The 13,484-nt window shown below is 45.2% G+C and carries 14 protein-coding genes; 7 read left to right on the forward strand and 7 right to left on the reverse strand.

Annotated features, from left to right (window positions below; translation table 11 throughout):
- Positions 1–116 precede the first annotated feature (116 nt).
- Positions 117–2,585, reverse strand: a complete 2,469-nt coding sequence (locus U0033_RS01125) for a YfhO family protein (protein ID WP_072357374.1) — start codon at positions 2,583–2,585, stop codon at positions 117–119.
- A gap of 143 nt (positions 2,586–2,728) precedes the next feature.
- Positions 2,729–3,661 (reverse strand): glycosyltransferase, encoded by a 933-nt coding sequence (locus tag U0033_RS01130; protein ID WP_072357375.1) that lies wholly within the window; start codon positions 3,659–3,661, stop codon positions 2,729–2,731.
- A gap of 105 nt (positions 3,662–3,766) precedes the next feature.
- Here U0033_RS01130 and U0033_RS01135 point away from each other — a divergent pair, with 105 nt between their 5' ends.
- Positions 3,767–4,048 (forward strand): hypothetical protein, encoded by a 282-nt coding sequence (locus U0033_RS01135; RefSeq protein ID WP_072357376.1) that lies wholly within the window; start codon positions 3,767–3,769, stop codon positions 4,046–4,048.
- Positions 4,049–4,094: 46 nt separating this feature from the next.
- Positions 4,095–4,877, forward strand: a complete 783-nt coding sequence (locus U0033_RS01140) for a queuosine precursor transporter (RefSeq protein ID WP_072357377.1) — start codon at positions 4,095–4,097, stop codon at positions 4,875–4,877.
- Between the two features lie 73 nt (positions 4,878–4,950).
- Here U0033_RS01140 and U0033_RS01145 read toward each other — a convergent pair whose 3' ends face one another.
- The 5 genes from U0033_RS01145 to U0033_RS01165 form a co-directional block, all read right to left on the reverse strand.
- A complete protein-coding gene (locus U0033_RS01145; RefSeq protein WP_072357378.1) occupies positions 4,951–5,406 on the reverse strand; it encodes an NUDIX hydrolase in 456 nt (151 codons plus the stop codon).
- 22 nt (positions 5,407–5,428) lie between these two features.
- Positions 5,429–6,367, reverse strand: coding sequence for a magnesium transporter CorA family protein (locus tag U0033_RS01150; protein ID WP_072357379.1), 939 nt, complete (start codon positions 6,365–6,367; stop codon positions 5,429–5,431).
- 48 nt (positions 6,368–6,415) lie between these two features.
- The gene (locus tag U0033_RS01155) at positions 6,416–6,904 is read right to left on the reverse strand and encodes a hypothetical protein (protein ID WP_177318543.1); all 489 of its coding nucleotides are present in this window, start codon (positions 6,902–6,904) and stop codon (positions 6,416–6,418) included.
- On the reverse strand, positions 6,873–7,664 hold the full coding sequence (gene dapF / locus U0033_RS01160; RefSeq protein WP_072357381.1) for a diaminopimelate epimerase: 792 nt from the start codon (positions 7,662–7,664) through the stop codon (positions 6,873–6,875). Before dapF ends, U0033_RS01155 begins: the two co-directional genes overlap by 32 nt.
- Before the next feature lie 90 nt (positions 7,665–7,754).
- Positions 7,755–8,684: a helix-turn-helix transcriptional regulator gene (locus U0033_RS01165; protein WP_072357382.1), complete on the reverse strand. Its 930-nt coding sequence runs from the start codon at positions 8,682–8,684 to the stop codon at positions 7,755–7,757.
- A gap of 87 nt (positions 8,685–8,771) precedes the next feature.
- On the opposite strand from U0033_RS01165, the gene U0033_RS01170 reads away from it, so the two are divergent.
- The 5 genes from U0033_RS01170 to U0033_RS01190 all read left to right on the forward strand — a co-directional run bounded on the left by U0033_RS01170 (position 8,772) and on the right by U0033_RS01190 (position 13,442).
- A complete protein-coding gene (locus tag U0033_RS01170) occupies positions 8,772–9,440 on the forward strand; it encodes an ABC transporter ATP-binding protein (RefSeq protein ID WP_072357383.1) in 669 nt (222 codons plus the stop codon).
- The gene (locus tag U0033_RS01175) at positions 9,437–10,354 is read left to right on the forward strand and encodes an HlyD family secretion protein (protein ID WP_072357384.1); all 918 of its coding nucleotides are present in this window, start codon (positions 9,437–9,439) and stop codon (positions 10,352–10,354) included. The genes U0033_RS01170 and U0033_RS01175 overlap by 4 nt, the downstream gene beginning before the upstream one ends.
- Positions 10,355–10,360: 6 nt before the next feature.
- On the forward strand, positions 10,361–11,479 hold the full coding sequence (locus U0033_RS01180; protein WP_072357385.1) for an ABC transporter permease: 1,119 nt from the start codon (positions 10,361–10,363) through the stop codon (positions 11,477–11,479).
- On the forward strand, positions 11,479–12,741 hold the full coding sequence (locus U0033_RS01185; protein WP_072357386.1) for a TolC family protein: 1,263 nt from the start codon (positions 11,479–11,481) through the stop codon (positions 12,739–12,741). The genes U0033_RS01180 and U0033_RS01185 overlap by 1 nt, the downstream gene beginning before the upstream one ends.
- A gap of 74 nt (positions 12,742–12,815) precedes the next feature.
- Positions 12,816–13,442, forward strand: a complete 627-nt coding sequence (locus tag U0033_RS01190) for a hypothetical protein (RefSeq protein ID WP_072357387.1) — start codon at positions 12,816–12,818, stop codon at positions 13,440–13,442.
- Positions 13,443–13,484 lie beyond the last annotated feature (42 nt).

A 13,484-nucleotide genomic window follows, 5' to 3' on the forward strand; every position in this document is an offset into this window, starting at 1 on the left:
CAGAAATAAAAAAGGAGATCACTTATAAGGGTGATCTCCTTTTTTGTTTCTGAAGATGGGTTTCATTACCGTTGGTAAATTCCCCCTTTCATGTATGCTTTATTTGCAGTGCTTTATTAAGCGGCTACTTTCTTCTTTCTAAACTCCAGTACTGCTGCGCCAATCAGCAACAACATTACTATGAGGGAACTGACGAAACCGATCTGGTCGCCCAGGTAGAAACTCTTTGGATGGAATTTGAATACGATTTCATGTTTGCCAGCTGGAACGCTTAAGCCTCTCAGTGCATAGTTTACTCTTACATATTCAGTTTCTGCACCGTCAATATATGCTTTCCATCCTTCTTTATAATATACTTCACTGAACACGGCGAATTGAGGCGTCGCTGCATTGGAAGTATAGCTGATCTCATCCACATCGTTCTTTACTAATGCGATGGTGGCTGCTGAATCGTACACCGGTTGTACTTTTACAGCAGGTTTGAAACGCTGATCTATTACAACAGAATCCTTTGTATTCAGGTTGTCCAGTGTTTTCATTTCCGCATCTGCATTTGGTGCCCATACGATGTCTTTCACAAACCATGCATTACCCAGTGCCTGCGGATTGCGCTGTACCATTTGCTGGCCGCCCTGACCCGGTACGATCACATACTTTGCATTCAGCATATTCAGCACATTGAGGTTATTCCTGCTGATCTGGTTTTCGATCAGGTCCTGGTAGAGGATCAGTTTCGCGGCATGATAACCACCTACAGAGTTATGGAAGTAAGAGGTCATTGCATCGCTGAATGGATCGCCCTTGGTCACGTTGAACACCCTGTAATAAGGATCTTTATCTTCAGCGATCTGCTGATCAGCGGGAGATGCGCTGAAGTTACCCTTGTATTTGGATTCTTCTTCGTAGTTATTGGCGTTCAGGTAACGGGTATCTACCTGCAGCAGGTCAAAAGATACCAGTACAATCAGGCCAGCAGCGAGCCATTGCAGTTTGATCTTATCTTTCAGGTAATACCAGATCAGGCCGAATGCCAGTGCAAACAGGATGATCGCTCTGAATACATCGCTTCTGTAAAGGGAAGCTCTGTCTGCATGCAGTGCGCGCATCAGCTGGTTTGCGATATCATCGCTGCCACCTGCCATTTGCTTGAACTGCTGTGCCATCATCTGGTCTGAGTTATTAGACCAGCTCAGGGTTACTGACAGGATCAGTAAGATACCGAGGATAACGCCCATGATGATCCCTGATTTTTTCAGGTTGCTGACCAGGTCAGCTTTCTTCAGTTCCGGGTTGAGCAATGCCTGTAATCCCAGTACCGCCAGGATTACCAGGGTGAGCTGGGGAATGATCAGGACCATACTGGGTGCCCTGAACTTATTGTAGAATGGGAGGTAGTCGAACAGCGCATAGTTAAAGAATGCGAGGTTGCTACCGAAAGACATGAGTACAGCCAGGATGGAGATCGCGAGGATCCACCATTTATGCCATGATTTGATCAGGCGGAAGCTGAATATTGCCAGGAAAACAATGATGATACCCAGGTATACCGGACCGGAGGTACCTGGCTGGTCACCCCAGTACATAGGCCATGCTTTGGTCATCCGGGTGGCCTCTTGGTCAGATACGTTCAGGCTTTTCAATGTTTTATAGGTCTCGGAGTTGTCGGTCAGTTCACCTTGTGAGCTACCACCGTAGAGGTTAGGCACTACGAATGTGAAGGTTTCAAAGATACCGTAGCTCCAGCGGAACGCGTATTCTTTATCCAGACCACTGCCTTTGGTATCAGCAGCTTTCTGTGTGAGTTCTGATTTACCGCCGCGAATGGTCTCTTTAGAGTATTCGTAGGTAGTCCACATGGACATGGTATTTACAGCAGCGCTCAGACCAATGGCAGCGACTACGAGTACACCTGTGATGATGAGGTGTTTGAAGTCTTTTGCTTTGATCATGAATACGGCAAATACGATTCCAAGTACGCCCAGCAGAAGGAGGAAGTAGTAGGTAACCTGCATGTGGTTGGATGCGATGAGGAGCGACATGAACAGGGCCGTGACGGCAACGCCTATGGTGTATTTCTTTTGCGTGAGCAGGATAACACCGGCGAGTACCGCAGGGATGTATGCGATGGCCATCATTTTGGTGTCGTGACCGGCGCCAACGATGATGGGATCATAGCTGGAGTAGGCGTAGGCCACAGCACCGAGCAGGCCGATCCAGGAGCGGGTGCCTAATACGGAGCAGAGCAGGTAAAAGGAGAGGCCCGCCAGGAAGAAGAAGTTGATCGGCTTGGGCATCCAGAGGGTGAAGACTTTACCGAGATCGGAGATATTGAAAGGCTCGCGGCTTTCAAGAACGATCTGGTAGCCTGGCATTCCGCCGAACATGCTGTTGGTCCACAGAGGGGCCTGGCCGTGGGCGGCTTTATAATCAAGCGACTGCCTGGCCATGGCCTGCCATTGGATATTATCGCCCTGTGCGAGGACCTGGCCGTCCAGCACTGGTTTACAATAGATGATTGCCAGCAACAATAGTACGCCGATAGCGATGATATGTGGCAGGAATTTCTTGGACCAATCAGGTTTCATATAGTAATGTACTTATTTATGAGTGCGTAAAGGTAATATATTATGGAATATGTAATAGGTGGAGGATTCCAGGTTAAAAAAGGGCAATGCATAAAAAAGATGCTTGTTTTTAAATGGAATACGTTTTATAAAGCTTTCTTTTTTTAGTGTGATTCAGGCAAATGCACTGGTTCCCAGAACCCTTTCAACACATCGATCCTGAACTGGATCACCGGCCATGACTTGGCTGGTCTGCCCTGTAACAGGTAATATCCGCCTATCACCACACTTGCACCTAACTTAAATAAGTACTCTATTCCTTTCTTAAAGGTTGCTCCGCCGCCTTTTTCCTTCATCCGCACCTTTTCGCCGCGACCGATGCCGGAAGCGACCCGGTACATATACTCGGATGTGAGTTTCTTCACTTCTACCACATGGTGAACAATCACTGTAGGGTCATACCATATAATGCCCCCTCTTTCAATTAATTTATAAAAAAATTCCTTGCCTTCGCCACCGATCCTCAGGGTACCTTTTACCCCTGGCAGACTGGTATTGAACCCTTTTATGGCAAAGAAATCCTCTCTTTTTACGATCATATTGGATTCCAGTGGATAGCGGCCGTTGTCAAACGGTTTTGTTTCCGGGCTATAATCAAAATTCCCTACCAGGGAGGATACGTAATGCGACATCCACTTTGGCTCGGCGGGAATATACCTGGGGATGATACGGCCGCCGAGACCGGTTGCGTCGGGGTGGGTGTCAAAGAAGGTGATGATATTTTGCAGGTAGCCGGGCATTGCCACGGCATCGTCGTCCATACAGCAGATCAGGCGGCCGTGGGAGAGTTCTGCCCCGGTATTGCGTGCGTAAGACGCGCCCTGTCTCTTTTCGAGGTGATAGGAGAGCTGCATGTCCGGATGTGTAGCGATATATTCTTTTACTTTCTCAGCGGTGTTATCCTGGCTGTTGTTATCGACCACAATCACCTCATACAGTTTTTTGTCAAGGTCCTGCTGGTACAGGCTATCGATGGCCTGTATAATATAGGCTTCCCTGTTATAAGAGCATATGACTACTGAAATGGCAATTTGCATGGACTGTTGTGTTTTTCTAATTTAGACCAGCACGGAATAAACCATGCCAATCACAAATTTTTTTTGAAGAAAGCAAAATAACTGTAATTTATCCGAAATTTCAATATGGACAGGTTACGATTCTTTTTAAAACTGGCTTTTATCTGCAACCTGTGTTTCGCGCTGGCTGAGGTGGCACAATACATTGATTTTAATGGGCAATTCAGTGAGCTGCTGAAGTTTGTGCTGCCCATGGGGCTGATAGTGGCGTTTCCATTGAATTTGATCACGCTGGTTATTGCGGTTGTTATGTTGCTGAGGCATAAAGTGAGGCTGGTAGAATTGCCGGCTTATGTGTTTGTGTTGAACCTTTTAGTATTGGTGTTTCAATTTTATTTCCTGTTTTAGCGATCAATCTTCTTATCTTTCTCTTTCAACTCTACTTTCTTTTCTGATGATTAACAATTTACTAAAGGATAAGCCGACGAGACTCTTCGTGATCTTCTGTAGTTTCTTCGTGGCAAATGCATTGATTGCGGAGTGTATAGGCGGGAAGATCTTCTCCCTGGAAAGGTTGCTGGGGGTGCCCGTTCATACCTTTACGATATTTGGGTACCCGGGTTTGTCCTTCAACCTCACCTGTGGTGTATTATTATGGCCCCTGGAGTTTGTATTGACGGATGTGGTGAATGAGTACTTTGGGCCAAAGGCGGTGAGAAGGATCTCTTACATTGCGGTGAGTTTGATCTCTTATGCATTCCTGATGTTTTACATTGCCATTAAAGTGCCTGCGGCTGACTGGTGGCTGGGTTCCAGTGCGCAGGACGGGGTACCGAATATGCAGGATGCATTTGGGAGTATATTTGGTCAGGGTATGTGGATCATATTTGCGAGTATCATGGCATTTTTGGTGAGCCAGATTGTGGATGTGACGGTGTTTCACAGGATCAAGAAAGCGACGGGTGAAAAGCATGTGTGGCTGAGGGCTACGGGATCTACAATTATCAGTCAGCTGGTGGATAGTTTTATCGTGTTATTTATTGCGTTTAAGATAGGGAAGGATTGGAGCTGGCAGCAGGTGCTGGCGATTTGTGTGGTGAATTATACGTATAAGTTTATTATGGCGATAGCGCTGACGCCATTGATTTATTTTTTGGAGGGAAGAGTGGAGAAATATTTAGGGAAGGAGACAACGGAGCGGATGAAAAAGGCAGCGATGGGGCAGGAAATGGCCTGATAAAAGATATTTTTAAAAAGCATCCGGGCTTTTCGATAAGGTGGATTTTATCTTATTGAAAAGCCCAAATTGTTTATTGGTATTTTGATTTTATCAAAGTAGCTACTACTTTATCAATGGGCAGGTGTACTGATGCCGCAGAAAAATCATCCCAGTCAATCCAGCGTGCGGCTTCAACATCTGTTACACCTTCGGGTACGACGAAATCAAAAGGTTTGCTCAGCAGCGGCGCAACAAATGGAGAGAGTGGTTTGACCAGGTAATAAATTGAAATGATCTGAGACTCATTATCAAAGGCCGAGATCTGGAAGAAGTCCGTGGTGTAAAGGTGTTCTACTACGCTTACATCCTGGTTTAATTCTTCTTTCCATTCACGGATGATGCATTCCAGGGTGCCTTCTCCGAATTCCAGCCCGCCGCCGGGGAATTTTGTAAAATAGTTGCCTTTGATGTATTCATCAGTAACGAGTACTTGTTTGTTGTCATTGATCATAATGCCATAAACCCGTACGTTGAAAATAGCTGCCATAAAAATGTGTTGTGCCGGGCAATTAAAACCATTTCTTCTTCATGAAATACCAGCTGATGATCACAGATATGATAATGGAGATCATTACCGGGATGTAAAATGCATGTGCATTCCGCTGAAACGGTATGTCCACATTCATTCCATAGATACTTGCCACCAGCATGGGAAAGGTCAGTACGATCGTAATTGAAGTCAGGCGTTTCATCACGATGTTCAGGTTGTTCGAAATGATACTTGCAAATGCATCCATAGAACTACCCAGAATGTTCGTATATACGTTTGCCATTTCAAGTGCCTGGGAGGTATCTACGATCAGGTCATGCAAAAACTCTTTCTCATCTTCGTTCAGACCGAGGATGTTTGTCCGCTCCAGTTTTATCAGTAAGAGCTCATTACTCCGCAGGGCCGTTACAAAGTACACCAGGCTTTTCTGGATCCGCATGATATACAGCAGTTCTTCGTTTCGGTTACTGTCGTAGAGTTTCTGTTCCAATACATTTCTGCGCTGGTTAATTTCCTTGAGGTAGTCGAGGAAGTTCATGACCACTTTCTCAAAGATCTTTAGTACCATCATATTCCGCTTTTCTGGGTGGCGGTTATGGAAGGTGTTCAGGAACTTATTAATAGCGGCATTATTGAATGAATTGACAGTGATAATCTGGTTATGCGTAAGAATGATCACAATAGGGATCGTGATATAATAAGCATCACTTTCATTGATCGAGTTGTTTTCCGTCGGCGTTTTGATAACGATGAGTTTCACGTTATCTTCCACCTCATAGCGGGATCTTTCGTCAATATCGAGGGAGTCGGTGAGGAAGTCAAGCGGAATGTCCAGCTCATCGGAGAGCTGTTCAAACTCAGCTTGTTTGAGGGGCGGGGTAATGTTCACCCAAACACCGTTTTCAGGGGTTTTTACCTCAACTGTGCGTGCGTCTATATTTTTGAAGTATTGGATCATCCGGGCGCAAAGGTAGAATAATTAATAGGAAAGCATATTGCTTTATTATTAATTAATGGCGTGGATGGTGGTTTTATAGCGGTGGAGGAAGCGTGGGTAGCGAACGGTACGGGTGCTGAGGGGAATGATGGCTGGTTCCCGGGTGGGGATAGGCAATGGATTTAAGGTGCCGGCCTTTGTTGCGGCGGCGGGAATTATATTAATTGGTAGAATGGCGGCCTCTTTTGGCGCAGCTGTCTCTTTAAATGAATCAGGTACCAGTACGGTACACCCGGTGAATCCACTAAGCAGTCGCAGGGTCTTTTCCTTCAAAAGTATCAAACATCCTGTGCTCTTCTTTTTAAAGTGCATAGACAGTAATACGGTGCAGGCGCTGATCCGGCTTTCCTTTTTCAAGACCCTTTCCCTGTCTGGCATAAGAATGGTGCATCCGGCTATTTTACTCAGCCGGATGAATGCCTCCTCCTTCAATGAAGCAGGAAGCAGCACTGTACAACCAAAATTCTTATTTAGCCGGTGTAGGGATCTCTCCTTCAAAAACGAGGGTAGCAGGACCACACAGCCAGATGTCTTCATATTCACGTTCGCCGGTTTTGGTAAAGCGCACTTCCAGGCCTCCGCCGAGGGTCTGTACGGGTACGGTATAAGTTTTTTCTTCAGTGCCTGAAGTCATGAGGGCAGCGGCAGTAACGCCGGTACCACAGGAATAGGTTTCATCTTCCACGCCTCTTTCGTAAGTGCGTACAAAGATGCCATTATCAGTAGGCTGAACGAAATTTACGTTGGTGCCAACAGCTTTGAATCGATCGTTATAGCGGATCTGCCTGCCTTCTTCGAATACGTCGAGGGCTTTTACATCGTCTACAAACTTTACAAAGTGAGGCGAGCCGGTGTTCAGGTAAAAGTAAAGATTGCCGATTTCTACTCCCTTTACGTCCTGCATTTTCAGGTTCACCCAATCGGTACCTTTCATGGTGGCTTCGTGCGGACCATCAATTGCCATGAAGCGGAGTACTTCGCTGTTCAGCCCCATCTTGCGGGCAAATGCCACGAGACAACGGCCTCCATTGCCACACATGCTGCTTTCGCGGCCATCAGCATTATAGTATTTCATACCAAAGTCATAGCCTTCGTAGTTATTGAGTAGCATCAGGCCATCTGCACCGATGCCGAAGCGGCGGTCGCAGAGGAAGTGAACCTGCTCTTCAGTGAGAGAATCATATTGGCCCCCGCGATTGTCCATAATGACGAAGTCATTGCCGGTACCCTGGTATTTGTAGAAATGAATTGCTGACATAATGATACAAATCTACTATTCTTTGAGATAGTGTGCAATAGTTTAATACATATGGGGCATTGTTTGGCTAATGAGCTGCTGATTTTTTAACTAAGAGGCACCTCTTCGTAGCATGCTGTACTTTTTAGGCTTCATGCCAATGTATTCTTCGAATGCCCTTGTGAAGTGGCTCATATTGGAGAATCCAAGTTTATATCCTACCTCTGACACAGAAAGCTTTTCTTCGCTTAGCAGGCGGGCAGCTTCCTGCATGCGAATGGATTGATAATAATTAAAGACATTCGTGCCAAAGACCTGTTTGAATAAACGCTTCATTTTAGATTCACTCATATTGGCCATCTTTACCAATACAGGGATGGAAGGAAAGGTATCGCCTGCTGTAACCAGGGCATCCTTTACCTTATAGATTGCTTTGATGTCTGCCATATTCAATGAATACACCGGTACCTCTTCTCTTTTTACCAGTTCCATGAACAATGCCCCGATCAGCTCTTCTGCTTTTACCCTGAAGTAATATTGATGAAACATGAGGGGAATATCTTCCCGCATCATCTCCTGCATTATTTGCTGTAAGGCGGGGGAGATGAGTTGTTCAAAAAATAGGGGTTGTTTATTCTCCAGTATTGTTTTCAGAATAGGGCTGCTAAGTTGCGCCCCCATCCGCATTTTGAGATAGCCGGCATCAACGAGCATGGTGATTGATTGCTGGCGGATCTTGCGTGGTACGAACATCTCTGCATTGATACCCTGCGTGGTGATCTGTACTGATGAGGTGATATACTGAAACTGGAAGAATAACAGATTAGAGGGGTGTTTCTCAAAAGTGCGTTTGATGACAAAGTCTTCATTCACTTCATAGTTCCTGATCATTAGCCGGATCTGTTCATCAAAGAAGAATCCTTGCAGGAAGCCCTGCCCGTATTTAGATGGAATAACCACCTTCCCATTATCATAAGCGGCTCCTAATTGCCTGGCAAAGGATTCCAGGATTCCCGTGCGCTTCGATGCATCTATTTTCATCTTTGACCTTTTAGGGCTATTTTTTAGCCGAAGGTAGATATTTTAATAGTAATCGTGCAAATACTTTTGTGTCAGTAATTGAAAGTTATGATAGCGCGATTAATGAATGCCAACAAAGTGTATGATTCACCCGCGGGGAAATTTACGGCCCTGCAAACGTGCCAGGTAGACATGCATGCCGGTGAATTGCTCCTGATCATAGGTCCATCGGGTTCAGGCAAAACGACTTTATTATCCCTCTTAGGTTGCCTTATCAATCCGACTGAAGGCATCCTCGAAATTGATGGCCGGCAAACCAATCATCTCTCAGCGAAAGAGATGGCGAAGCTCCGCCTGAATACTATCGGGTTTGTGTTCCAGCAATTCAATTTATTGGCAGCACTAAGTGCAGAGGGGAACATCTCTTTCCCACTACAAATGCAGGGATTGGGCAAAGCCGAAATTAAAGCGAGGACGCGGGATGCGCTGGATAAAGTAAACATGCTGGAGCATCGGAAGAAATTGCCGAAGCAATTGTCCGGCGGACAGCAGCAACGTATTGCCATTGCAAGGGCGCTTGTCACCGACCCCAAAATCATTCTCTGTGATGAGCCTACTGCCTCCTTAGATAAAGAGAGCGTATACCTGGTGATGGAGGAACTGAGATTCCTTGCCCGCAGCGGGAAAGCCCTGGCGGTAGTCACCCACGATCCCCGCCTGGCAAAGTACGCAGACAGAACAATTGAAATTAATAATGGAAAAGTAACACAACTATGAAAACGAAATTATTTTATATCCCTTGCCTGATGGCATTGTTTTCATGCGGCGGAAATGAGCAGCCGGCTAAGATAAAAACGGATGCGGATAGTATTCATCAAATAGCCGGTATTGCACGGATTGAACCCGAGAAAGGGTTGCTGTACGTATATGCGGATGCCAGTGGCTGTATTACAGCGATTAATGCACTGGAAAACCAGCTTGTAACACAAGGTACTACGCTGCTGACTTTGGAGAGTGCGACAGATCAGGCATTACTGGAGGTGGAAGAAAGTAAAATCCATACGCAGGGATCGGCCGTCACTTCTGCTGAAAAACATGCTGGCAGCGTGCTTAGTGAGCTGAATAAGGCCAGGGCTGACCTGGTTTTGAATGAGCAATTATATGCAGCTAAGGGGATAGCAGAACAGACATTGAAAGACAGTCAGGCAAAGGTAGAGAAGCTATCTATCGATTATGAAAAATTGAGGTCAGACATCCAGCAGGAAAAAGGCAAACTACAGGAAATCAATGCTAATATCAGGTACCGTAAAAGCATTTTGTCTGATAAGGTGATTAAAGCGGCTTTTGATGGGAAGGTTTTACAATGGGATGTACATAAGGGAGACTTTATCACGCAGGGCCAAAAGCTGGGGCAGTTTGCACCGGGAGGACCCCTGATCGCGTGTACGGAGGTAGATGAGTTATTTGCAGACCAGGTGCACGAAGGGATGAAAGCAGCTGTGTTTTCACAATCCAGCGGAGCAAAGATGGCAGAAGGTACGGTGATCTATGTAGCCGGCTTCTTAAAAAAGAAATCCCTGTTTTCTGATGAGAACACTGTCGAGGACAGGCGTGTCAAAGAAGTAAAGATCCGCTTGTCTGCACCGGTGGGTATTAATAACCGGGTGGATTGTGCCATATACCTTAAATAAACGATTATGTGGAATACAGCGTTTCGTTTTCTTGTATACGACAAGACTAAACTGATTGGCATCCTCTGTGGTATTGTGATCTCTATTTTCCTGATCGGCGCGCAACTGGGCTTTCTCGATTCCATCCTGGATCAGTGTCTGGGTATTACCAAAGACAATGAGGAATACATTTATGTGGTGGATCAGAAAACCACTTCTTCCGGTTCATTAGTGAATATTGACAAGCGGGTCGGGTATGAGTTGCAATCTATTCCCGGTGTAGCACATGTTTATCCTGTGATTGTGACAGGTGGTACCTGTAAGTTTAAGTCAGGTGCCACAGGTGCAGTATCTGTTGTGGGCGTACAATCTCCGGAGATGGCAGGTGCGCCAAAGCATTACAATCCCGGTTCAGCACTGCATGAAGGGGAAATCATCGTGGATGCGGATGACCTGGAGAATATGGAAAACGTACAGATGAATGATCAGCTAATGATCAATGATCTCAAAGTAAAGATCAGCGGTATTTCTTTGAATAATGCAGGTCTGGGTGTGATGAACATTATCACAACTATCGATTGTGCAAGGCACTTAGCGAAATTTAGCCCGAATCATGTTAGTGCCTACCTGATCAAAAGTAATACACCTGATACGATCCTGCAACGCCGGATTGTGAATGCGATTAACCGGACTATTCCTGCTGTGAAAGCATATACGGGCAAAGATTTCGCGTTTACTTCCATCGAATATATCAAAAAAGCCAGTGGCATTGTAGCGAATTTTATGCTGATGGTCGGTTTCTCATTAGTAACCGGATTGATCATTGTGGGCCTGACTATGTTTGCTGCTATCAATGACCGCATTCGTGATTATGGTACGATCAAAGCCATAGGAGGAGGAAACCGCTTGATTGCCTGGTTTATTTTTCAGCAGGCTGTATTGTATGCAGTGATTGGTTTTGTGATCTCAATGGCTACGCTGTATGGTCTGCAGGCACTCATGGCGATGGCAAATAAACCCATTGTTTACTCTTCCGGAACGATCCTCTTTTTATTCATCTCCACTTTAGTGATCAGTCTTGTTGGTAGTTTATTTTCTATGAGAAAGATCATCAGACTGGAACCCGTTCAAATTTTTAGAATGTAATGAAAAAGATAATTATATTATTGCTGGTGGCTGTCAATTCTTATGGGCAGACTGGTATTTCACTGAATGCGGCATTGGAGACCGGGCTTCGCAACCGGTTTGATGTGCAGGCGAATAAACTGGATGTAGTACTGGCGAAAAATAACATTACCAGATCGCGCGAGGCCTGGTTGCCTGATCTGCGTGCCAATGGAGAAGTGCGGTATAATACAAAGCTGGAAACCATGGTGCTGGATGGTTTTAATGGAGCCGGGAGTGAGAAGATTGAAGTGGGTACTAAGAACTGGACGATGTATAGCCTGGAGCTCTCACAACCCTTATTTAAGCCGGGATTAAAGATAGATACGAAGATAGCCACGATGGAAGTGCAGGAAGAACAGGCAAAGGAATTGGAGAAGGAGCTAAGCATCCGGAATAAAATTGTGGAAGCCTACCTGAATGTGATCCTGAAGCAACAGGAGTTGAGGCTGGTGCAGGAAAGTGCAAACCGGTTCCGGGAATACTTAAATGTATCGCTGGATAAAGAACGCTTACATACTATCCTGGCGTCTGATGTATTAAAAGCCCGCACCGATTATGAGAACGCGGGTATTAGCCTACAGGATGCACAGCAACAATATGAGGGAGCTATCAGGGCATTGAAGTACCAGTTGAATATAGATACGGATCTGGTATTGACGGATTCATTGGAGACATTGCAGGCGGCACAGCTGGTTGTTTTCAATATAGAAGACCGTCCTGAATTAATGCGGCTTTCTTTTATGAAGAGAACAAATCAGCTCCGGGTGCAGAAGAGTAATCTGTTATGGTTGCCCTCAGTATCCTTTATCGGTAATTATACCTCCCAGTTTCAATCCGCCCGATTTGATTATAGTAAACCTTTATGGTCTCCTTATAATTATATAGGTTTGAAGGCCAGTTTGCCACTTACTGAATTATTCAAAAAGAGCAGGCGGGAATACACCATCAGGGCAAAGCAAATTCAATTGCAATATGATCAGCAAAAGGCAGATCTTGGTTATGAATATAGCAAGATAGAAACTGACCTGGTGAATAACAAAGGGAATATCATGGCTGCAAAAAATAACCTGGCGCTGGCAGGAAGCCTGTATGATAGCCAGCTGGCGCTGTATAAACTGGGCACGGTATCTTATAGTACGCTGCTAGATACGGAGACATCTGTGAATACGGCTGCGAAGAATTATATAAAGGCAGTCTATAACTATTTGGTCAGCTATTACAATTTTAGAAGAATGCAATGAGGTTGGGTCAATGGAATCATTTGCGCAAAATGATATTGTTTAGCTTAACTTGCAGGACTTTTTAACAATTAAGTATGACAAGTCCAATTGAGATAACAGCCGCTGTGCAGATGCTGATCGATCGTGTAGGATCGGAATATGAATATGAAATTGTACCGGTGCAGCCAGGCATTGCCACGAATGGTGGTCGCATGATAAGCGGGTGGACCGTATGGTTAAGTGAGTTCATCTGTGAGGCAGAACCTACTGAGGTATGGGAGAATGAAGAAGGCGATCTGATTGCTGTAAACACCCCACATGTTTCAGTTGAAAAGATCCTGTTTATTCCTGATGATACGATCAATCTTGAAGCGAAACATATACGTGTCAGCGTTAGTAACAACCCCCTGGTAGATCACCTGATTGCATTGGCAGATCTGAAGGATTTCCTGCTGCCTTATGGTACGGAGCTGGAAGATGGTAAAGTGAACTTCAATACCTATACCGGTAATGTATATAATCACTACGATGCCCTGTTCAATAACCTGCTGCTCTTCCTTTCAGAAGGGAAAAAGATTGGCGCAAAATGTTACTGTGGCAGCATGAAACCTTATAGCCAGTGCCATGGTAAGAACCTGCCTGCGGCAATTGAAGAAGATAAGAAAGCAGTGAAAAAATTCAATGATGCCCTGAAGGAAGAAGAAGTCGTAGTTCAGGAATAGCCTTTTCCGGTTCGTGATCCATTTTTTCCGGTTCAGGGAGCT

Source organism: Chitinophaga sancti (genome assembly GCF_034424315.1).
Taxonomy (GTDB): Bacteria; Bacteroidota; Bacteroidia; order Chitinophagales; family Chitinophagaceae; genus Chitinophaga; species Chitinophaga sancti.

What these genes read in the sequence shown, in the direction of transcription:
- U0033_RS01185 (WP_072357386.1), top strand. Translation starts at nt 11,479, where the DNA reads ATGAAAAAGATAATTATATTATTGCTGGTGGCTGTCAATTCTTATGGG.
- U0033_RS01190 (WP_072357387.1), top strand. Translation starts at nt 12,816, where the DNA reads ATGACAAGTCCAATTGAGATAACAGCCGCTGTGCAGATGCTGATCGAT.
- U0033_RS01125 (WP_072357374.1), bottom strand. Translation starts at nt 2,585, where the DNA reads ATGAAACCTGATTGGTCCAAGAAATTCCTGCCACATATCATCGCTATC.
- U0033_RS01175 (WP_072357384.1), top strand. Translation starts at nt 9,437, where the DNA reads ATGAAAACGAAATTATTTTATATCCCTTGCCTGATGGCATTGTTTTCA.
- U0033_RS01170 (WP_072357383.1), top strand. Translation starts at nt 8,772, where the DNA reads ATGATAGCGCGATTAATGAATGCCAACAAAGTGTATGATTCACCCGCG.
- U0033_RS01135 (WP_072357376.1), top strand. Translation starts at nt 3,767, where the DNA reads ATGGACAGGTTACGATTCTTTTTAAAACTGGCTTTTATCTGCAACCTG.
- U0033_RS01130 (WP_072357375.1), bottom strand. Translation starts at nt 3,661, where the DNA reads ATGCAAATTGCCATTTCAGTAGTCATATGCTCTTATAACAGGGAAGCC.
- U0033_RS01165 (WP_072357382.1), bottom strand. Translation starts at nt 8,684, where the DNA reads ATGAAAATAGATGCATCGAAGCGCACGGGAATCCTGGAATCCTTTGCC.
- U0033_RS01150 (WP_072357379.1), bottom strand. Translation starts at nt 6,367, where the DNA reads ATGATCCAATACTTCAAAAATATAGACGCACGCACAGTTGAGGTAAAA.
- U0033_RS01140 (WP_072357377.1), top strand. Translation starts at nt 4,095, where the DNA reads ATGATTAACAATTTACTAAAGGATAAGCCGACGAGACTCTTCGTGATC.
- U0033_RS01145 (WP_072357378.1), bottom strand. Translation starts at nt 5,406, where the DNA reads ATGGCAGCTATTTTCAACGTACGGGTTTATGGCATTATGATCAATGAC.
- U0033_RS01180 (WP_072357385.1), top strand. Translation starts at nt 10,361, where the DNA reads ATGTGGAATACAGCGTTTCGTTTTCTTGTATACGACAAGACTAAACTG.
- dapF (WP_072357381.1), bottom strand. Translation starts at nt 7,664, where the DNA reads ATGTCAGCAATTCATTTCTACAAATACCAGGGTACCGGCAATGACTTC.